The organism is Micromonospora sp. NPDC005174 (assembly GCF_040608495.1).
GTDB lineage: Bacteria > Actinomycetota > Actinomycetes > Mycobacteriales > Micromonosporaceae > Micromonospora.
Genome location: NZ_JBEXIJ010000023.1, coordinates 52,703 through 72,742 on the forward strand (window position 1 = coordinate 52,703; position 20,040 = coordinate 72,742).

Below are 20,040 nucleotides of genomic sequence, written 5' to 3' on the forward strand. Positions count from 1 at the left end.
TCCCGTCCCCCGATCGATCGCCTTGAACCTGTGGAGGTTTACATATGGTCACGCCTTCGGTGACCCCCCTGACGGTGTCCGCCGAGAGGGGACTGGCACGCAAGACTCTGCGGACAAGTTCGCTGGTGACGTTCGGCGCGACCGCGTCGTCCCCGATGGCCGTTCTCGTCGGCGGTATCGTCGCCACCTACGCGGCCACCGGTAACACCGGTGTGGCCTCCAGTTTCCTGCTCCTGACGGTCGTGATGCTCCTCTGGGCACCGGGGTACATCGCCATCGCCCGTTACGTGCAGCCCAGTGGAATCTTCTACACCGCCCTCGCCGCCGGGTTGTCCCGGCTCGTCGGGGTGGCGGGCGCGCCGGTGGTTCTGCTCGCCTACAACACCATTCAGATCTCGCTGTACGGGCTGCTGGGTTCCGTGATCAGCGGACTGGTCGGCGGGCCGTGGTGGATCGGGGCCCTCATCGCGTGGGCCATCGTCGCGGCGTTCGGCCTGCAACGCACGGGCGTCAGCACCGCGATGTTCGGGACCATCCTGATCGTCGAGATCACCCTGCTGCTCGTGTTCGTGCTGGTCGGCCTCGCGCACCCGGCCGGTGGTCACCTGACCTTCACGGCGCTGAACCCGACGCAGTTGTTCGACACCGGCGTGGTGGCGGGGCTCGCGGTGCTTCCGCTCGGCTTCGCCGCGTTCTTCGGCACCGAGACCATCGCCGCGTACGGCGCGGAGGCGCGGACACCGCGGGCGGTGTCACGCAGCATCATCTACGTCATCGTCGGCCTGGGCCTGCTCTACGCCCTGTGCGCGTGGGCGATGGTGGCCACGGTGGGTGCTGACCGGGTCGTCGACCTGGCCCGCGACCCGGCAGCGCCACTGCCGTTCGAGGTTTTCTCGGGCTCCCGCGCCGGTAGTGCCGGCGTGCTGCTGGTGGCACTGGGCGGCCTGCTGTTGGTCAGCAGCGTCCTCGCGGCGATGATCAGCTTCCACAACAGCGTGGCGAGGTACCTCTTCGCTCTCGGCAAGGATCGGCTGCTGCCCGCTCGCCTGGCGACGATCCGTGAGGGTGGGTCCGGCGCGCCGCAGGGTGGATCGATCACCCAGTCGGTCACCGCCCTGATCGTCATCCTGCTGTTCGTGGTGAGCGGCGCCGAGGCGCTGACCATGTTCACCTGGCTGAGCAACATCGCCGCGGTCAGTCTGATGCTGTTGATGGCGACCAGTTCGCTCGCCACCGTCCGCTACTTCGCGCGCGGTGGTGGGCGCAGCGAGTCGTTGTGGGCGCGGGCGATCGCACCCACCCTGGGCGGTATCGCCATCGCGGTGATCCTGCTCGTCACGCTTGTCAACATCAGCGCGGCGCTCGGCACGCCTCCCGGCTCACACCGGGCGTGGCTGGTGCCGGGCACGGTCGGTGTCTTCGTCGTCATCGGTGTGCTCTGGGCGATCAGCGTGCGGACCAGTCGGCCGGACGTACTCACCGGCATCGGTGAGCGCGAGACCAACCCCACGCGACAGGTCGACGAGGATCTGAGCCACCTGACGCTCTGAGCGCCGTCTCCGGACCTGGAGCAGGCGGTGCCGCCTCGGCGGCACCGCCTGCTGTCGTCGTACCGGCTTACGTCGTCGCGCCTCTCGCCGAGCCGATCCGCTGAGCGCCCAGGTGCACGAGCGTCGCCAGCTGGGCGATACCGGTCCAGATGGGAGCGTCACCCGGGTAGCTCTGCAACGGTCGCCACGTCTCGTAGAGCGGCGTCGTCGACTGGATCAGCGGCCGCTCCCACGGGTCGGTGGGCCGGTCGACCACGATCCGGGTCTCTTCGGGGTCCATCAGCTGGATGTAGAAGCGTCCGGGGATACGATCCTCGCCTTCGATCCGCCGCATCGTCTGCTCCCAGGTGCCGAGCGGACCATCGAGTGAGCTGACCGCCAGGCCGATGAACGTCGAGTCGGCGTTGACCCGCTCGTCGACACGGTTGCACATCTGTGGTGGCTGACGCGGGTCCAGGCCACCGTGGTCGAGGTAGTGCCGCGCTGTCTGCGCGAGGTCGTAGAGCAACCTGGGCAGGTGCGACACGTCCTCGCCAGCCTTGTCGAGACGTGTCGCCGCGCCGACCTCGAAGACCCCACGCTCCACTGTGGACCCGATGACCGGCACGGCGTACAGAAACGCGAAGCCGTAGGGGCACAACGGGTTACGCCGTCGCTGCGCCCACGCGTGGCGGCCGTGCATGGTGTTCATCAGCCCGACCCGGCTCAGCGCGGAGGATCGCAGTGAGGCCCAGATCCGCCGCGTCTCCGGATCACTGATCGGCGGCGCAGGCGGTGACTCCCGTGCGGCCGGCGACGGGTCGGGCGGCGGCGGGTACGCGGACGGCGCGGACGGCGCGGACGGCCAGGGAACCGGTGGGTGTTGCTCGACCACCGGTGACGGCATCGCGCTCGTGGGCGCGACCCACCCGTGCCGTCCGGCCGTCGCCGGCACCTCGGGCGGGGGTGACGAGTGGCTGCCCGAAGGCTGGTCCCACGGCACGGCCGCCGTCCTTCCGGCGGTCGCCGCCGCTCTCCAATCCTCGGGATTGCTCTCAAAAGGACCCGAGCGAGTTGCTGGCCTGTCGTACGCCACGTTGGTAGTCCCTCCAAAGACGTCGCCACAGCCTCTCATCGCACACACACCGCGATCAACCATGCACCACGAGTCGGCTTGATCGCGCTTAACGGCGGTTGCCTGGTGGTCGACGTCATGGTCCACTCTTCGCTTAGTTGCCTATCAACGGAGAACCCGTGACCTCCCCCACCAGCGTTCCCGACGACCTGTCTCTCGCTGCTGAGATCGAGCACTTGCGAGCCACTCTGACAGCACACAGGTCGATCGGCTTCCCGGCCGCAGTGGACATCGACTACGGACCAGTGACCTCGCTGTTCGGCCTGCTGATCAATAACGTCGGCGACCCGGAGACCGACCCCGACACCGGCCACACGAAGGCCTACGAGCGCAAGGTCATCGACTGGCACGCGGACCTCTTCGGCGCCCCCGCCGACGATCGGTGGGGCTATCTGACCGGCGGTGGCACCGAGGCGAACCAGGCAGCCATCCTGCTCGCCCGCGACCGGTTCGCGGGCACGAGTCCGGTGCTCTACTACAGCCAGGCCACCCACGACTGGATCCGCAAGACCGCAGGCATGCTGAACCTTCCCGAGGTCGTCATCCGCACCGACGCCACCGGAGAGATCGACTATGACGATCTGCGGGGCGAGCTGGCGCGGCGCAGGGACCGGCCCGCCATCGTCGTCGCCAACGCCGGCACGACCGTCACGGAGGCGGTGGACGATCCCGCCCGTGTGCGCCGCGCCCTGTCCGAGCTGGCGATCCGCAACGCCCACCTGCACGTCGACGGCGCGCTCGCGGGTGTGCCGTTGGCCCTGCTGCCGGACCGGCCGGTGGCCATCGACCTCGGCAGCGTGGTCGACTCCGTGGCCATCTCCAGCCACAAGTTCTACGGAACCACCGTTCCCGGCGGCCTGGTCATGACCCGCCGTTCACTGCAACGGGCAGCGCGACGAATCTCCTACACCGCCACGACCGACAGCACCATCAGCGGCTCGCGCTGCGGGCAACTCGCCGTCCAGATGTGGTACGCGCTGCGACTGCTCGGCGAGGACGGGCACCGCGAGCGCGCCGAACGCGCGCGTGAGACGGCCCGCTTCGCCCATTCCCTGCTGGCCAGCGTCGGTTGGCCCGCCTGGCGCAACGTGCACGCCTTCACGGTGTACTTCACGACCCCGCCGCCGGCGATCGCCCGCCGCCACGGCCTGTCCAACGCCGACGGCGGCATCAGTCACCTGATCTGCATGCCGGGCGTCACCCGGCAACAGATCGAGGCGCTCGCGGCCGACATCGCGACCGTCAAGGGCACCGAGCAGCCCAGCCCGAGCCGCGGTGTCCGGCGACTCGTGCCGGTCGCGCAGCTGCCCCGCGCCGCCGCCGACCGGACCTGATCGGCCGTTCGGTGACTCGCCCTCCCGAGCGGTCCGAGGTGCGCCGCGACGCCCCGGCCTATCCGGGCGCGGGGCCGTCGTCCGCCGTGGCGGCGCGCATCTCCTTGAGGACGTACGTGGCGGCCTTCTCGACGACGCGGACGCCCGCCTCCTGGCTGACGTGATGGTTGGAGAGCACGGCGATCAGCCAGTCGTGGCGGTCCTCCACGATCCGGCCGATGCTGTTGACGATCCAGCGGCCACCGTCGGCGTCGGCGGTGTCCCAGCCGTTCTTGACGTACACGGAACGGGCGTCCGGCGTCCGCCCGGCGGTGACTCCCCATCGTTGCTCGGGAATCACCTTCTTCATCAGGCCCATGACGAAGGTACGGTCCTGCGGGGTCAACGGTCCCTTCGACGACGTCAGCGCGGTCAGCAGACGGAGCTGGTCGGCGGCCGTGGTGGTGGTTATCCCCCAGTGCGCGCTGGGCTTGGTCTCCCGCAGACCGAACGCGCGGTTCGCGGCGGTGAGACCGCGCGAGCCGTCGATCTTCAGCCACAGGGTCTCGGCAGCCTCGTTGTCACTGGACTCGATCATGGCCTCGGCCAGCCGTCTGGTCCCCGAACTCAGGGCCTTGCCCGGTGGCGTCTGACGCAGCAGGAGAGCCGCAAGAATGTTGACCTTGACGATGCTGGCCGTCTCGAACCGCGCGGTGCCGGCCGTCACGGTAGCCGTCCCCTGTCGGTCCAGTACCGCTACCGCCAGATGGCCCTTGTACGGCTTCACGAAGGCCTCGATACGGGCCCTCGCCTCCTTGACCCGGTCGACGGACGGCGTCGTGGGGATCGGCTTGGCCGGCGATGGGCCGGGCGACGAGCTGGCTCCGTCACCGTCGCGAGCACGCGTGGCACCGTAGGCGGCCGTCGCGACGCCGGCGAGAGACATGGTGGCCGCGGAGACGACCCAGCGGCGTGGCAGCTTCCGACCTCCCCGCTCAGCCAAGGCGGGCCACCGCCTTCGCCGCGATCGAATCGACCGCTGCCTGGTCGCCCAGGTCGGGCAGGCTGACGGTCGAGACCGTCTCGCCTCGTTTCAACATGACGAAGTACCTCGTGGTAGCAGGGGTCTGGGAATGGTAGATGCGGCCTCGGACGAGCAGTCCGACGCCCCCCAGATACTGCGAGTCGACGATGTCGAAGGAGACCGTCGCACCGTGGACCACGTAGCTCGCGCACCGGCGGAGGACCTGGCGAACGTCATCGACGTTCTGCTCGGCCCATCCAGGTTCGTACGTCTCCACGACATGGTGCGCCGGTGACGAGCCGTCCGGCAACCGGTAGTAACGCTCGACCGCAGCGCGCCGGTGCGACTTCGCCGTGTAGTCGCTGCTCAGGTAGTTGGGGCAGTCGTCCTGCTCCCACGGCCAGGGCGGCAGGCCGGTCCGAGCGTCGTCCTCGCGCCAGCCCGAACCCAGATCACCCGCGCCCAGCAGCATGCTCAGACCACTCCGCTCGACGGCCGCGGTGGGCGACTCGTCGGCATCGACGCCGGGCTCCCCCTGCTGGCACCCCGTGAGCAACACCACAAACGTCGACAGGACCAACGACACGACAGCGACCGGGCCTCGACAGCTCCTGCTGCTCGGTACGGACACCGAAACCTCCCCAGACACAGATGATTGCCACCGCAGGTCACGCCCTTGCCGACGAGACGTGGTGGTGCCCTCCCCATCAATTCGGGACAAACGCGGCCGTTGCCGGTGGGCGACCCGACACCACGGGGGATCCGCTCCGCCGCCTCCCGGCCGGTCAATGACGCTCCTCGGCGAACAGCTCGGAACGGGTCTCGCCGAGCAACTCGCGCAGCCGGCCGAGGGAGCGCATGCTCTGGCTCTTGACGACGGCCGTGGAGACGCCCACGACCTCGGCGGTCGTCTCCACGCTCAGGTCGTCCCAGTAGCGCAGGACGATGATCGCCCGATCGCGCACCGGCAGGGTGGCGACCGCGTCGAGCAGGGTCATGCGCAGCTCCGCCGGATGTTCCTCACCCCGATCCGGCGGTACCGGAATCGCCAGCTCGCGGCTGGAGCGACGCCGTTGCTGGTCGATCACGCAGCGCAGCAGTATCTTGCGGGCGTACGCGTAGGGGTCGTCGGCCCGACAGACCCGGCCCCAGTTGGCGTACACCTTGGCCAGCGTGGTCTGGGTGAGGTCCTGCGCGAGATGCCAGTCGCGGCACATCAGGAACGCAGCATCGCGCAGGCGGCCAGCGGCTGCCTGCGCGAATTCCACGAAGTCTTCGTCAGCCATTCGACCTGGCCAGATGCGGGAAGTTCTTGGCACCGCTCTCGACGAACTTGGCCGGCAGCCTCGTCCCCCAGATCGGGTTGGCGGCGATCGAGGTCGCCTCCTGCACGGTGAGGGCGGCCGGCGCCGGCGGGGCCTCCTTGCCGTCCCACGCCAGACAGGTGGAGATCAGCACGTCGATCTGCAGGCCGTCGCGGTGGTGCACCGTGACCATTTTGTCCTGCAGGCAGTTACCGGGTACTTCCGTCAGCTCCACCGTCCCCGGGGCCGGGTCGCCGCCGAGGTGGTCCTGGTAGACCGAGAGCCGCACCATGCCCGGCCCGTCGCCCCGATCCAGATAGATCTGGACGTACGGCATGCCGGGGCCCGCCCCACCGCTCTCCAGGCTCGCGTAACCGCTGGTCTTCCCCTTCGGTAGGAGCCAGGTCAACAGCTCCAGAGCGCCCTGCGGTGTGGTCGTCAGCAGCTCGCCGTCAGGCCCCGCCCCGATCCGCACCTTGTCGATCACCGTGGTCGTGGTCCTGGGCGTCGGCGACGCGGCCGCCTCTCCGGCACCCGGACCGAACCCGCCATCTGGGGACGGCGTGACGGTGTCGACCAGCCCATCCAGCGAACCGACGTTCGGTCCGCCGGACCGACCGCCGCCATCGGCACCGCCGGCGAGTGGCCCGACGGCCAGGCCGATCACGAGCAGCACCGCCAACGCCGATCCGCCGGCCCCGAGCTGCGTCAGGCGGCGCTGGCGGCGCAGTCGGCGACCCTGCACCACCGACTGCTGGACCAGATCACCCAACGGTGGGGCGACGTGTCGGGACAGTTCGTCCCTGAAACGCCCACGCACATCCCCCATGTCCCGTACCCCCCTCGGCCGACCGCCAGCCGTGCCCAGCCGTCACTTGAGAGACGGGCCGGAGGGCCGATTTGGTCACCTTTCTCGGCACCAATTTCGGTTGCCCCCGCTCGACCTGGACTGTGCTTTCAGCACGTGTTCGGCCGTCTCCGGAGAGTCACGTTCGGCTGCGCACCACCAGCTCGCCGATCTCCAACCGACCGACACGCAGCTCCCGGACGATCGCCCGACGGACGGCCAGCCGCCCGATCACCAGCGCCCCGACAGCCACGGCACCGACGGCCAGCGCCCCTACTGCCAGGGCACCGAGCGACGCTGCCCCCGCAGCCCGCGCACCGGTGGCCACCGCACCCGTCGCCACCGCGCCGTCGGCGCGTGTTGCGGTCAACTGCCCCAGTCGTACGTTTCGCTTCATTCCTCCATTGTCCGGACAGCCCCGGTCGGGCGCTGCCCGCAGGTCCCCGATGTCGCCCCACGGCCCTGTCCCCGCAGGGGCGGCGAATGGTTCCCCCCGCCCCTGCGGGGAGGGTCACCGTCCGTACAGCTCGAATTCGTGGAGCGAGAATCCGTACGAGGTGGCCCGCTTGACGCCGTACACCCGCACGTAGCGGGCGGTGACCGGTGCGAAGGTGGCGTTGTCGACGCCACCGTTGCCGGCGGTGGTGGTGAACACCGGCGTCCAGGAGCTGCCGTCGCCGGAGACCTCGATCCGGTACGAGGTGGCGTAGGCGGACTCCCAGCGCAGGACCGCCCGGCTGACAGTGCGGGCAGCGCCGAGGTCGACCCGGAGCCACTGGTTGTCGTTGTAGCTGCTGGCCCACCGGCTGCCGAGGCTGCCGTCGACCGCCTTGTCCGGGGTGCAGCTGGTCAGGAACTGGGTGCTCGACGCGGTCGCCGGGCGGCCCTGGGCCAGGTTGGTGACGTCGTCGCCCCGGCGCGCCGGGAACGAGACCACCTGCTGGTAGGTGGGGCGGTTCTGCCAGGCGATCAGCGGGTGGGTGATGCCGCCGAGCCCGGACTGGGCGATCGAGTCGGCACACCACTGGTCGCCGGCCCCGCAGGACTTGTCGCCCGGATAGACAGTGGTGGCCGGCACCGCGGCGGCCTGACCGAGCGTGTCCAGCAGGGCCTGCCGGCACGCGCCGAGGTTGCCGTTGCCGCAGTACGCGCGGCCCAGCCCGCCGGACACCGGGTCGCCGAGCACGGTGCGCACGTCCTTGTCGACGTAGCCCCACCAGCCGTGCTGGAACGACGAGCCCTTGTGCGCCTGACCCTGCAACGCCCAGCTCGCCGCGCCGTCACGGCCACCGTTCTGGCCGCCCGACGGGGCCTCGTTGACCTCGATGGCATCGACCAACGCGGCGTAGAGGTCCGGCCCGAGCCCGGGGCGGAACTCCGCCGAGGCCAGCAGCGGCCACCAGGCGTCGAAGATCCGGATGGCGTCGGCGTGCTGGTAGACCTTCGAGCCGGGTGACGTCTCCACCCGGCGGGCGCCCGCCTGCTGCCAGGCCCGCAGCTTGCCCACCGCGTCGGCCAGCGCCGGGTCGGTGACCGGCGTGCTGTCCAGCACGCGCAGCAGGTCGCCGAGAACCTGCTGGCCGCGCAGGTCGGTCACCGCCGCATCCGCCATGATCTGGACGACGTCGGCGCGGCCGAGCTTCCGTTGGGCGATCGCGGCCCGCACCGGGCCGTCGAGAAGCTGAACCCGGTGTACGGAGCCGAAGCTGAAGTTGCCGTCGGCCGCCCCGAAGTCCCGCGCCTGCTTGTTGTTCCAGCTGACGTAGTAGTCCTGGTTCACCGATTGCGGATGCGCCGACGCCGGGGCGTACGTGGCGTCGTTGGTGTCGGGATTCCAGCCGGCCCACTCGTACGCCGGTTCCGCCTTCGCGGGCAGGTTCGGGTCGGTGACGGACGAACGGACCGGGTTCGAGCCGGAGTTGTAGTACGCCGCCTCGGTCGAGTTGACGTAGAACCAGTTGAACGCGTACCCGACACTGGCGGACGACGCCTGGAACGCCGCCGCGCTGCCCATCGCCGACGGGTCGTTGAAGGCCTGGAATCCGATCGCCGAGTCGGCCTCGTGCCGGTAGGTGGAGCGCAGCTTGGTGAAGGCCGTCGGCTGCCCGTTCACCAGGCCCCGATAGGAGACCAGCCCGTACTTGGTGCGCAGCGCGCGCAGCGTGTACGAGCCGGCGGGGGTGGAGTCGGCCAGCGTGGGTGACCACGAGTTGCGCTGCTCCAACGCCTCCATGGCGAGGCACTGCCCGTGATAGAGGTAGCGGTTGGACCGCAGCGTCGGCGCGGTGCCGTCGGTGGTGCACAGGGGCACCGCGTACGTGTCGGTGAGGTCCTGCGAGGCGGAGGTGGCGCTCCACGCGTAGTCCTGGCCGCGGCCGAGCAGCACGTAGAGGTTGAGCCCGGCGAACGCGGCCCCACGAGCGCTGATCCCCGGCCCCTGCAACTCCTGGAGCATCAGCAGTTGCGGCGCGAAGTAGCCGGTCTGCGGCCCGAACACGGCTACCGGGTTGCCGGTGGTGGTGTGCCGCCCGGAGACCACCACCGCGTTGGACATGCCGTGCGCGCGCAGGTTGGACAGGCCGCCGACCAGCCCCTGGGTGGCGGTGCTCGACCCGGTACGGGCGGCAGCCCCACCGCTGGCGTCGTAGGCCAGGGGTTCGGCGACCACCGTGCCGGCGTCGGGGAGCACCGCGCTGGTCGCGCCGGACGGCGTCGCCCCGTATGGGAAGCTCTGCCCATCGTGGAGGGTGAGTACGGTCTCCGGATCGTTCTGCGACCGGAAGGCAGCCCAGACCCGGTCACCCTCGGTGGTGCCGTACTTGGCCCGGGCGGCCATCCGGACCAGCGCGGACTGGATCTCGCTGCCACCTCCTCCACCGAACAGGCCGCCGATCACGCCGGCGGTGGCGATCAGGTCGGTCATGGTGAAGTGCTTCGGCTTGCCCGCGCCGGCGAGCACGTACTCGCCCGGGTAGTTGTCGTCGGCGATCGACTTGTCGATGTAGGCGTTGATGCCGGCGATGTAGTCGACCACGTCGGTGTAGAGCTGCTGGCCCCGGACGCCCTTGGTACGCAGCGCGTCCACCTGGGCCTGGAGGTCCACCTCTGTGTAGGGCGAGTTGGCCCAGACGCTCTGCTCCAGCTCCCGGTTGCCGGGCGCGCCCCCGGCGAACGAGGTGACGTTGCCCCGACCAACGTGCCGCAGCAGGTCCATCACCCAGAGCCGGTCCTGTGCCCCGGCGTAGCCGGCGCCGAACATGGTGCCGGCGCGGGTGGTGCCGGTGACGTGCGGGACGCCGGTGGCCCTGTCCCGCACGATGGTGACGTCGGCGCGCGGCGAGACGGTGCTCTCGACCTGCGCGGCCGGTACGCCGAACGAGGCGTCGTTGTAGAAGTGGGCGATCTGCTCGTCGGTCAGCCCGGCGTAGTTGTAGACCAGGTTCGCGTACTCGTCGAGCTGGTCGCTGGAGTGCGCCGGTCGGGTGCCGAGCGCCTGGTGCGCCAGGATGGCGACGAGCGTGGCGTTGCCGTTCTGCCCCGGGGGCAGGATGTCGGAGCACTGGCCGAGGCAGTAGTCGTCGGCGGCGAACGTGGTGGCGGCGAGCGCCGCTGACGGCGGGGTCACCGTCAGGACGCCGGCGGTGAGGGTGGCGGCGGTGAACGCCGCGAGCCGGGTACGGAGTGCGGGACGGGGCATGGCGATCCTCCGGGGACGCGGAGTCGGGCCGTACGGTCTCGCCCGGCTACGGTGCCGACGTCTCGCCCTCCGCGCCCGGGCGTTCCACCCGGAGGTGAGAATGACTCATATCAATCTCGGGCAATGATCGACGCTGAACCGTCGTTAGGGATACCCGTCGTTCACCACGCGCGAATGCCGACGTTTCGCCAGCGGGCGTCGACCGTCTTTGCTACTCAACGCTGGGCTGCGGCAGTCAGCGGATCGCTGAGCGTGTTGCCCCCTGCCGGTACAGTCACGGCGCATCGGTCGTCACACGACCACGTAGCGCATGACCCCGAAGGGACTGCGGGATGCCGCTGGAGCCGAGGTTTCGCCGCGTGGCCGCGCTGCGCCGACGATTCGTCAACCGCGAGTCCATCCTGGAGACGTACGCCGAGGAGTTGGCGAACGTCGGCGCTGGCATCCGGGTGCTCAATGTCGTCGGGGTGGGCGGCATCGGCAAGTCAAGGTTGCTGCGCGAGTTGCGCGACCGGGCCGGCGAGGGTCGCCGCACGGCCACTCTCGATCTCCAGGTGCCCGCCATGCGTCAGCAGGAAGACGCCCTCGCCGTACTGAGGGTGGAGCTGGGCCGACAGGGGGTGCGGTTCGACCGTTTCGACATCGGCTACGCCGTGTACTGGCAGCGGCTGCACCCACATCTGCGGCTCACTGCCAAGGAACTGCCATTCATCGAGGAGAGCGAGGCCCTCACCCAGATCCTCGATGACGTGTCCGGAATTCCGGTGTTCGGCACGGCTATCGGCCTCGTGAAGTTGGCGGAGCGGGCAACGACAGGCGCGCGTCGTCGACGTCAGATCCGGATCGACGACACCTTGCGCTCGCTCGACGACCTCTCCAACGTCGACCTGGTCGACGCCGTCACCTTCCTGTTCGCCGAGGATCTGCGGGAGTCGAGCGCCGAACGGCCGTACGTCATCTTCGTCGACGCGTACGAGGCACTGGTGTCGGTCTCGGTCCGGGCCGGCCGCGCCTCGATGCTCGACGTCTGGCTGCGTGACCTTGTGGCACAGCTCGACCGGGGTCTCGTCGTGGTCGCCAGCCGCGAACCGCTGCGCTGGCACGCGTACGATCCGAGCTGGGCCACGGTGACTCGTCAGTGCCAGGTGGATGGGCTGCCGATGAATGCCCGGCTGGAGCTGCTGACCGAGAGCGGCATCGCCGACGCGGCGGATCGAGACGCTATCGCCCGGGCGAGTGCCGGCCTTCCGTTCTATCTGCATCTGGCTATCGACACCTGGACCGCCGCGGGCGATCCGGGACGCGCCGTCTCCCCCGAGGAGATCGTCCAGCGCTTCCTGCAACATGTGGGCGGCCAGGAGATCCGCACCCTGGAATTGCTGAGCATCCCCCGGATCTTCGACTTCGAGATCTTCCAGGCACTCGCCGACGCGTTCGACCTGCCTCGGCACCGGCCGGCCTGGGAGTCACTCACGGCCTACTCGTTCGTCTACAAGGCCGGCCAGCACGGTCATCGGCTGCACCAACTCATGCGGTCCGCCCTGAGCACGCACGTCTCGCCGGCCACAGCCCGGGACGTACACCGGCTCCTGCGCGACATCTGGGCGGACCGGTCCGGACAGGCCGCACGCACGGAGGACGGGGTGGCGACCAGGGCTAGGGCCATCCGGGAGACCGCCTACTCCGCGCTACACGCCGGGGACGTCAACGGCGCGAGACTACTGGAGTACGCCGACCAGGCACTGAACTGTGGCGGTAAGCAGGCGGTGGACGGGGTGCGGCGCGACCTCCAGGAGTTCGTCGGTGAGAGCGGCGACGCGCCCGAGCTGGCCGCCACGCTGCGATGTATGGAGGCTGAGGCGGCCGTCGTGCTGGGTGACGCGCCGGCCGCCACGACGCTCACGTCGACGCTCGACTGGCCGGTGGACGAGGTGGTGGGTGCCCGGCTGGCGCTCGCCGCCGCCCACGGACGCCGGATCGGCGGCGCCACCGAGGCGGCCCGTCGGTTGTTCGCCGAGGTCTGGGAGAACCACCCGGGACCGGTACGGCATCGAGCGGGTGTCTGTCTCGCGGACATCGAGATGTGGCAGGGCCGGTTCCGGGCCGCGTTCGCCATGTCCGAGCAGATCCTCGCCGGTTGCCCGGAGGACGACGCGGTGCTGCGCGGGGACGTAGCTCGGCTGCTACACCTCGGGCACCGGTTCGCCCTCGACTTCCCGGCCTCGGAGCAACAGTGGAATCACGCCTACGAGTTGTACCGACGGGCGGACACGGTGGTGGGGTTGGCGAACCTCAAGACCAACCGCGCCGAGCTGCTGGCCTGGACTAACCCGGCGGACGCGGTGCCGGCCGCGATGGTGGCGATCGAGGTGCAGCGCACCATGGGCGCCCAGCACGAGATCGGCAAGGCGTTCACGGCACTGGCCATCGCGCAGCTCCGGCTCGGCCGGTACGACGAGTCGGCCGGCTCGTTCCGGGCCGCCGCCGAGGCCTTGGACAAGGCGGGTTATCGCTCCGGGCGTGCTCGGGCGGAGCTGTTCCGGGCCTTCCTCGACGTCAGGCGGGGGCGCCGCGCCAACGCTGTGGACGCCGCGCGTTGGGCCGTCACCGAACTGGTCGAGGCGGAGGTCTACCCGAACCTGATCGTGTTGGCTGGGCAGCTCCTCGACGCCCTCGGCGAACGCGACCAGCGGGTTACCGACTCCGTTGCGGTGGCCCGCGACCAGATCGATGCGCTGGACACCCTCGTCGCGTTAGAGGAACGTGGCAGGCAACTGGTGGCGGCGCTCCTGGAGGAACGGGCATGACGTGGACGGAAATCTACGACCGGGCCCGGTCGCGGGTGGATGCCGCCGCCGGCTACTACAACCACAACATCCGGGTCGAGGTCGAGTCGGGACCAGTCATCGTCCGGATCCCTATCCACGGCGCGGACGTCATGGACCTGCGATTGTGGCGCGAGGAGGATCTGCTGCCGGCCATCGCGCCGTACGTTATCGAGGCGCCGCGGCTGCTGTTCCTCAACGACGATCCGGCCTTCCAGATCCACCAGTTCATCCCCGGTGACGTGCTCAACGACATCGCACCACGCGGCACCGCCTGCCCGCCGCACGTCCCGGATGACGTGGCGAGGCTCTTTCGGCAGCTAGTCGACGTCCCCAGGGACAAGCTGCCGCCGATACCCGACGACTGGCCTGCCGACGGCGACAGCGGCGGCTTCGGACGCCGTCTAGCCCGAATCACCCAGTGGATCTACGACACCTCGGTCGACGAGTACCGACCACTGTTCGACAGGTTCGGCATTCCGGATGACCCGCTGACGGCGCTTGACCACATGTGGCCCACGTTCACGTCTCGGCCGTTCGTCTGCGTCCACGCCGACGTGCACCGCAAGAACATCATTGTCGACAACGGCGCCAGCGTCTTCCTGGACTGGGAGCTGGCCCTGTGGGGTGATCCGGTCTACGACCTCGCCGTTCACCTCCACAAGATGACGTACCTGCCGGCCGAGGAGACGGTGTTGCTCGAGCATTGGCAGGCTGCCATGCCGGCCGAGCATCTGGCCCGGTGGGAGCCGGATCTCGACGGGTACCTCGGCCACGAGCGCATCAAATCCTCCATCGTGGACACCATCCGATACGCGCAACTGTTCGTCGCGGGCGGTCCGTATCCATACCCGGAGGAGGACATGATCCGGTCGATGGCCGGCAAGCTCAACGCGGCCCGGCCGCGGTGGGGCATGACCGCGCCGATCAGCCTGGACGACGTACGCGCGGGGTTCGCCGACTGGGTCGCCTCTCACCGCTCCCACTCATGACGGCAGACGTCGCCGCCCTCGCCTGGGTGCGGGGTGGCCGCTGAGGGGTTGACGGCGTACCCGAAAGCGACGTAGTGGCGGCGGCTCGCGACCGCAACGCCGCCGGGTGTCGTCCGGGCCCGCCGCAGCCAGCCAGTTCTTGTGGAACAGGCGCTAGTCGCGCGCGGGCTCGTCGCGGGCGCTGCGGGCGATGAGCGCCTCGATGCCGTCGAGTAGCAGATCGATCCCGAAGGCGACATCAGAGTCGTCGATCCATTCCTCGGCGGCACCGAAGGCGTTGGCGCGTACGGCTGGGGTCAACTCCGGGTAGTCGCCGGGGTCGAGCACCTAGCCGAGGATCTCGCCGTACTCAGCCAGCCCGGCGATCGATTCGTCGGTGGCGGCGGGGCCGGCGTTCAGCAACACCAGTCGCCCCGCCTTCGTCGCCCGACCGGATCGCGTACCCGCTGCCGGGGATGTCGCCGTACGGCAGGAGCGTGCGCCTTCGGCGTAGCTGGCGTCGTCAGGGCAGGCGGACGGTGTACCGGTGCATCGTGACGCCCCGGGACACGAGCACCTTCGGCTTCGCCGTCCAGATCTCGCCGTACTCACGCAGGTAGTCGGGCAGCTTCTCGTCGTCCCGTGCGGCACTAACCCGACGCTGGCGCATCCTCGGCAGATCCCGCCAGGCGTTTCACGAAGGCGCGATACACGGGGGTGCCCGGAAGGCCGTCGTGGATGGCGAACACCACGTGGTCGAATCGGTCGACCACGTGCAGAGCCTCGGCGAACGCGCCGGCCACCGTGGCGGGATCGTTGCGGAACACCCCGCACCCCCATGCGCCCAACACGATCGAACGGTGTCCGTGGGCGGCGGCGACCTCCAGCACCCGCCGCGCACGCCGGGCCAGCACCGCCGGCACGTCCGGCACATGCGCGGGCTGGTTACGGACGATCGCGCCGAGGTTCGGTGCCGCGGCGGTCAGGAACGACGTCGTGTACGGCTGCTCGAGCAGATTTGCGTCGTCGTCCCGGAACACCGGCACGAGCGGGGAGTAGATGACCCTGTCGCTGTACCGCTGATCGTGCTGCCCACGGTGGAACGCGTAGAACTCGGGCGCGGCGCTCAGACACGGGTACAACGCCGACGAGCGAGCGATGCTCTCCTCCTGCGCCTGTGCCCCGTTCAGGAACCCGCCGCCCGGGCTCCTCGCCGACGCGAACACCAGACACGCCGCACCGGGCCCGAGGCGGTACGCCGCCTGCAACGTCGACTCGTGTGTCACCTCCACCCGCGCGGCGCCGGGTGCCGCGTCCGGCACCGCGAGCACCTCGTCCGGGAGGTGATGCCGCGTGCCGGCGACCGCGGCGCGTACCGCCTCGCCGAGGACGACATCAACACCGTTGCCACTGCGGTAGCGCCCCGACTCGGCGATCGCCACCGTCTGGCGAGCGATCTCACGAAGACTGTCGCTCACCGGTCCACCCCGCGCGTCGGGAGGTGAGGGGCGTGCACAACCAGCAGGCCAGGCAGACAGACGGTTACCGACAGGCAGTTCTCCCGATCCCGCTCGAGGCGGCGGACGGTGATCACAGCGGTGAACGGTCGTCGCGCAACCGGCTGTAGAGCCACCCGTCGCGCCAGGCACCGGCCCGGAACTCGCACGCCCGCACGACGCCCTCCAACTGGAAACCAGCCTTCTCCAGCGACCGCTGCTCGGCGACGTTCTCCGCATGCGTGCTGGCCTGGATGCGCTGGGCCGGGGTGTGGCTGAACAGGTAGTCGCAGAGCAGTGCCTGGGCCCGCCAGCCGATGCCCTGGCCGCGCCACTCGGGCAGTAGGACGATCCCGATCTCCCAATAGGGCGCCCGACCGCCGTACTGGCCCTGGGAATAGCTGAGGAAGCCCGCCCGGGAGTCCGCCGCCGGCTCGACCTGCACGATCAGGCCGCCGGTGCGCTCGCCGAGATAGCCGTCCTCGGCGAGGCGGCGAGCCGGCGCGGCGGCATCCCGGAAGCCAGCCCAGTCGAGCCCGATCAGCCCGGGCTCGACCGCGAACCGGCGCAACATCGCCACGTCGTCCTCGACCACCGGACGCAGCCGTACGGTCGAGCCGGGCGCGTGGTGCACGACGCCGGCCACCAACGGATCGGAACTGTCCACCCTTCGCACCGTAGTGATGCGTCCCGCCGTCCGCTGCCCCCGAACGCCCGACAGCGGCCGTAGGTGGACGCGCATCGCGTCACGCAGAGGGCCAGGACCGCGTGAGCTCGCTCCGACAGGCCAGACCCGGTCCTGTGGAAACTGTGCCGCCGTCAACTGGCGAGGTGGCCCGTGGCCCGCAGCAGCGCCCGGCTGAACCGGTTGAGGTCCACGCTCTGGAGCTGCGACCGGGTGAACCAGTCCAGCTCGCTGATCTCCTCCTGGTCCGGGACCGGTGTCCCGTCGACGATCCCTGCCTCGTAGACGGCGGGGACGTAGGCGACCCGATCGCCGTTGGCGTAGGTCACCTCGTAGTCGGTGCCACCGAGCACCGTCAGCAGCCGCGGCTGGCTGATCTGGACGCCGATCTCCTCACGGATCTCACGCGCGGCCGCCTCGGCCGCGGATTCTCCGATGTCGACCGCACCCCCGGGCACCGCCCAACCGGTCTGCTCGCCGGTGTGACGTACGAGCAGGAGGCGTGCGTCGTCGTCGACGACGAGGACCACCACCGACGGCAGCTGGATCAACTCGTGGCCGATGACGGCCCGCAGCCGAGCCAGGTGCGACGAGATAGCCATCCGGACACGGTAGCCGTCACACCCCGCGGCAGCCGCTCTACCAGGCACGACACGCACGTTCACCGCCGTCGCAGCGGCAGCTGACGGCTCACCTGCTCGGTGCGGTCGCCATCAACCGGAACCGGCTGGACCGGGCCTCGTACAGGCGACGTCGTTCCTGGGAGGGGAGCCGGCACCACGGGACACCGAGAGGAGCCCACGAAGGTAGACCTCGCCGGCATCATCCCCGAGGACCTCGGTCCGGACGTCTTCCACGACGATCCAGATCCACCCACCACCGGATTCCGGAATCACCACTGACTGGCCGACCCTCGCGGCGCTGACCGTGCAGGTCTGTTCGGCATTCACCACGAAGAAGCCGATTCGCTGTTCACTGGTGTCCCACTCAAGAACGCGGACCCGGATCGACCCGTCGGGGGTGCTGCCGACGGGCATCTTGCGGTCGGGAGCTTCCGACAGAGCGATCTCGACGGGCGCGCCACCCCGCGCGGGCGCGGGTGACGCCGTTACCGCCGGCGGGGCAGAGCTGGGGGGAGCGGAACTGGAGGGAGCAGGGCCGGAGGGAGCAGGGCCGGACGGAGCCGTGGAGGTGCTGGGCCTCTGGGTCGCGCTCCTGCCATCGGAGGCCCCCGGCCCGCCCCCCAGCAGGCCAGTCTGCCAACCAACGACCGCCAGGAGCGACACAAGTGCGCCGAGGACGCCGGCCCACACCGACCGCCCGCGCGTCCAACGGTGCCCCGGTCGAATGGCCGGTCCGGGCGAAGCCGGCTCCTCGACCCGCACCTCGTGCGAGGTGCCGTCCGGCTCGGTGGCGGCGGCGCGGTTGCGGGCGATGGCGATCCGGTGCCCGCCGTTTCGGCTGCGGCGCTGCGGCCGCGGACGGTTCCGCGCGTGCAGGCTCTGGTCGACCTCGGTGAACAGGGTGTCCATGTCGAGCAGGCGGGGCCCGCCAGGTACGCCGTCCTGGAGCACCTGCACCAGCGCGCCAGTGAAGGCGGTGTACTCGTCACCGACCGCGGCGATCGCCGGCATGTTCTCGGCGGTGGCCGTCATCAGGTAGGCGCCCTCGACGACGGCCTGGTCGGCCAGTTGACCCGGCTCGGACATGAATCCGGCCATGGCCCGTCCGCTGTAGCAGCAGTCGAGCAGCACGACCTTCGCGCGGCAGCCCCGGGCGGCGGTGACGATCTCGCGGCGGACGTCGGCGAAGCGGACGGCGCCCCACAGCCGCTCGCGGCTGGCCTCGGGCAACGCGAGGTACAGCTCGGCGACGTCGTCGAGCAGGCCGTGACCGGCGAAGTACACCACCAGCGCGTCGGTCGCGGCCAAGGACGCCTCGTGCACGGCCCTCAGCACCTCCTCGCCGGAGGTGGGGTCGATGACCATACGACAGTGCTCGGGCGGCAGGCCCCAGACGGTCGGATCGGTCAGCAGGGCGTAGAGGCGGCGCACGTTGCGCTCGGCACCGGGGATGCCGGGCATCGCCTGGTATCGGGACACTCCGATCAGGACGGCCCGTGAGCCCGCCGGATCGGGCAGACCGACGGTCACGGCGACGGAGGGCGGGCGTCCCCGTCAGGACCGTCGCTGGCTGTGTGGTCGGCGGCCAGGAACTGGGCGATCATCTCGGCGGTCACCTGCGACGCGTCGTCGACGGTGAGGCGGTGTCCGTCGGACCGGACGATGGTGACCGAGGAGGACCTGGGCCGGCTCTGCCACCAGGCCAGCACCGACACCGCGAGGCTGGACACCGCGGTCGCGTGGGTCAGGACCACGTCCACCACGTCGAGAGCGCCCATGCTGCCCGCGGGCGGCGGGGCGGACCGTACGTCGGCCTTCCGGGCGAGTGCCGGGTCGATGCGCAGCCAGCCGTACAGGGCGTTGAGCTCGGCGGGACCATCCGCGAGGATCCGTACCCGCAACGCCACTCCCCTCGGCACCACCGGCTGGACATCGACCACCATACTCGGGAGGCACAAGAAGCTGCTCACGCGTGGCCGACGACGGAGGCGCCCCCCGATACACAACCCACCTCCGTCGACAGCACCCGTGAACGGTCCGACCAATCAGGCCGTCCGCCAGCCGGAGCTCTTGCCCCCGCGCCAGACGACCTCGTAGGACACGATGTAGTTCTCGTAGCTCGTGGTCCCCTGGCCGCAGGAGCCCCCCGCCCCGTCGAGGTCCGGGATGTCCTTGATGGTGCCGTTCCGGAGCTTCATCCGGCCGTAGACACCCACGTTGTCGGCCTTGATGTCGCAGACCCGAAAGAGCGTGTGGCTGATGAAGATGTATCCCTCGCCGACCGCGACGCCGGCGTTGTTGTAGACATAGGCCATGGTGTCGTGAGCGGACGCTGGTGCGGGCGCGAGCGCGAGCGCCCCGACAACTCCCAGACCGACCGCGGCGGCGAGGCTTCGTCGTACACCCGTGGTTTTCATGGTTTCCCCCTCCAGGACGATGGACTTCGTCGAACCGTGCAGCCAGAGTCTGACGAGAGGATGTTGGCTGGATGTTGGCGAAGAATTCGGTCGCTGGTTGACGGTCGGAGTCGCGCCCACCGCCGTGTGATGTCGGTGCCACCATCGCGGCGCCAGCCCTGCTCGCAGCCGGGG

The 20,040-nt window shown here is 70.0% G+C and carries 19 protein-coding genes; 4 read left to right on the plus strand and 15 right to left on the minus strand.

Annotated elements, in window-relative coordinates; translation table 11 throughout:
• Positions 1-59: 59 nt before the first annotated feature.
• On the plus strand, positions 60-1,550 hold the full coding sequence (locus ABZU91_RS23000; RefSeq protein WP_355243940.1) for an APC family permease: 1,491 nt from the start codon (positions 60-62) through the stop codon (positions 1,548-1,550).
• 67 nt (positions 1,551-1,617) lie between these two features.
• On the opposite strand, the gene ABZU91_RS23005 is transcribed toward ABZU91_RS23000, so the two are convergent.
• Positions 1,618-2,532, minus strand: a complete 915-nt coding sequence (locus ABZU91_RS23005; RefSeq protein WP_355243943.1) for a hypothetical protein — start codon at positions 2,530-2,532, stop codon at positions 1,618-1,620.
• 251 nt (positions 2,533-2,783) lie between these two features.
• Here ABZU91_RS23005 and ABZU91_RS23010 point away from each other — a divergent pair, with 251 nt between their 5' ends.
• Entirely contained in the window at positions 2,784-3,998 is a 1,215-nt protein-coding gene (locus ABZU91_RS23010; RefSeq protein WP_355243945.1) for a histidine decarboxylase, read from the plus strand.
• A gap of 58 nt (positions 3,999-4,056) precedes the next feature.
• On the opposite strand, the gene ABZU91_RS23015 is transcribed toward ABZU91_RS23010, so the two are convergent.
• The 6 genes from ABZU91_RS23015 to ABZU91_RS23040 form a co-directional block, all read right to left on the minus strand.
• Positions 4,057-4,980 carry a serine hydrolase gene (locus tag ABZU91_RS23015; protein ID WP_355243948.1) on the minus strand — a complete coding sequence of 308 codons (924 nt, stop codon included), beginning with the start codon at positions 4,978-4,980 and terminating at the stop codon, positions 4,057-4,059.
• Positions 4,973-5,587, minus strand: a complete 615-nt coding sequence (locus ABZU91_RS23020; RefSeq protein ID WP_355243951.1) for a hypothetical protein — start codon at positions 5,585-5,587, stop codon at positions 4,973-4,975. Before ABZU91_RS23020 ends, ABZU91_RS23015 begins: the two co-directional genes overlap by 8 nt.
• Before the next feature lie 199 nt (positions 5,588-5,786).
• A complete protein-coding gene (locus ABZU91_RS23025) occupies positions 5,787-6,287 on the minus strand; it encodes a SigE family RNA polymerase sigma factor (protein WP_355243953.1) in 501 nt (166 codons plus the stop codon).
• Positions 6,280-7,134, minus strand: a complete 855-nt coding sequence (locus ABZU91_RS23030; protein ID WP_355243956.1) for a hypothetical protein — start codon at positions 7,132-7,134, stop codon at positions 6,280-6,282. The genes ABZU91_RS23025 and ABZU91_RS23030 overlap by 8 nt, the downstream gene beginning before the upstream one ends.
• A gap of 157 nt (positions 7,135-7,291) precedes the next feature.
• The gene (locus ABZU91_RS23035; RefSeq protein WP_355243958.1) at positions 7,292-7,549 is read right to left on the minus strand and encodes a hypothetical protein; all 258 of its coding nucleotides are present in this window, start codon (positions 7,547-7,549) and stop codon (positions 7,292-7,294) included.
• A gap of 114 nt (positions 7,550-7,663) precedes the next feature.
• Complete coding sequence (locus ABZU91_RS23040; RefSeq protein ID WP_355243960.1) at positions 7,664-10,849, minus strand: penicillin acylase family protein; 3,186 nt, start codon at positions 10,847-10,849, stop codon at positions 7,664-7,666.
• 332 nt (positions 10,850-11,181) lie between these two features.
• Between ABZU91_RS23040 and ABZU91_RS23045 the strand changes: the two genes are divergently transcribed.
• Together ABZU91_RS23045 and ABZU91_RS23050 are read left to right on the plus strand one after the other, a co-directional pair.
• Complete coding sequence (locus ABZU91_RS23045) at positions 11,182-13,656, plus strand: hypothetical protein (RefSeq protein WP_355243962.1); 2,475 nt, start codon at positions 11,182-11,184, stop codon at positions 13,654-13,656.
• On the plus strand, positions 13,653-14,666 hold the full coding sequence (locus tag ABZU91_RS23050; protein WP_355243964.1) for an aminoglycoside phosphotransferase family protein: 1,014 nt from the start codon (positions 13,653-13,655) through the stop codon (positions 14,664-14,666). Before ABZU91_RS23045 ends, ABZU91_RS23050 begins: the two co-directional genes overlap by 4 nt.
• Before the next feature lie 153 nt (positions 14,667-14,819).
• On the opposite strand, the gene ABZU91_RS23055 is transcribed toward ABZU91_RS23050, so the two are convergent.
• The 8 genes from ABZU91_RS23055 to ABZU91_RS23090 form a co-directional block, all read right to left on the minus strand.
• On the minus strand, positions 14,820-14,993 hold the full coding sequence (locus ABZU91_RS23055) for a hypothetical protein (protein WP_355243966.1): 174 nt from the start codon (positions 14,991-14,993) through the stop codon (positions 14,820-14,822).
• Positions 14,994-15,168: 175 nt separating this feature from the next.
• Entirely contained in the window at positions 15,169-15,315 is a 147-nt protein-coding gene (locus ABZU91_RS23060) for a hypothetical protein (protein ID WP_355243969.1), read from the minus strand.
• Positions 15,296-16,123: a TIGR02452 family protein gene (locus ABZU91_RS23065; RefSeq protein ID WP_355243972.1), complete on the minus strand. Its 828-nt coding sequence runs from the start codon at positions 16,121-16,123 to the stop codon at positions 15,296-15,298. Before ABZU91_RS23065 ends, ABZU91_RS23060 begins: the two co-directional genes overlap by 20 nt.
• Positions 16,124-16,235: 112 nt before the next feature.
• Positions 16,236-16,808 (minus strand): GNAT family protein, encoded by a 573-nt coding sequence (locus ABZU91_RS23070; protein ID WP_355243974.1) that lies wholly within the window; start codon positions 16,806-16,808, stop codon positions 16,236-16,238.
• A 152-nt stretch (positions 16,809-16,960) separates the two neighbouring features.
• Complete coding sequence (locus ABZU91_RS23075) at positions 16,961-17,428, minus strand: NUDIX domain-containing protein (protein ID WP_355243977.1); 468 nt, start codon at positions 17,426-17,428, stop codon at positions 16,961-16,963.
• 111 nt (positions 17,429-17,539) lie between these two features.
• The gene (locus tag ABZU91_RS23080; protein WP_355243980.1) at positions 17,540-18,979 is read right to left on the minus strand and encodes a caspase family protein; all 1,440 of its coding nucleotides are present in this window, start codon (positions 18,977-18,979) and stop codon (positions 17,540-17,542) included.
• Positions 18,976-19,392 carry a hypothetical protein gene (locus ABZU91_RS23085; protein WP_355243983.1) on the minus strand — a complete coding sequence of 139 codons (417 nt, stop codon included), beginning with the start codon at positions 19,390-19,392 and terminating at the stop codon, positions 18,976-18,978. Before ABZU91_RS23085 ends, ABZU91_RS23080 begins: the two co-directional genes overlap by 4 nt.
• Before the next feature lie 102 nt (positions 19,393-19,494).
• The gene (locus tag ABZU91_RS23090) at positions 19,495-19,866 is read right to left on the minus strand and encodes a hypothetical protein (protein WP_355243985.1); all 372 of its coding nucleotides are present in this window, start codon (positions 19,864-19,866) and stop codon (positions 19,495-19,497) included.
• Positions 19,867-20,040 lie beyond the last annotated feature (174 nt).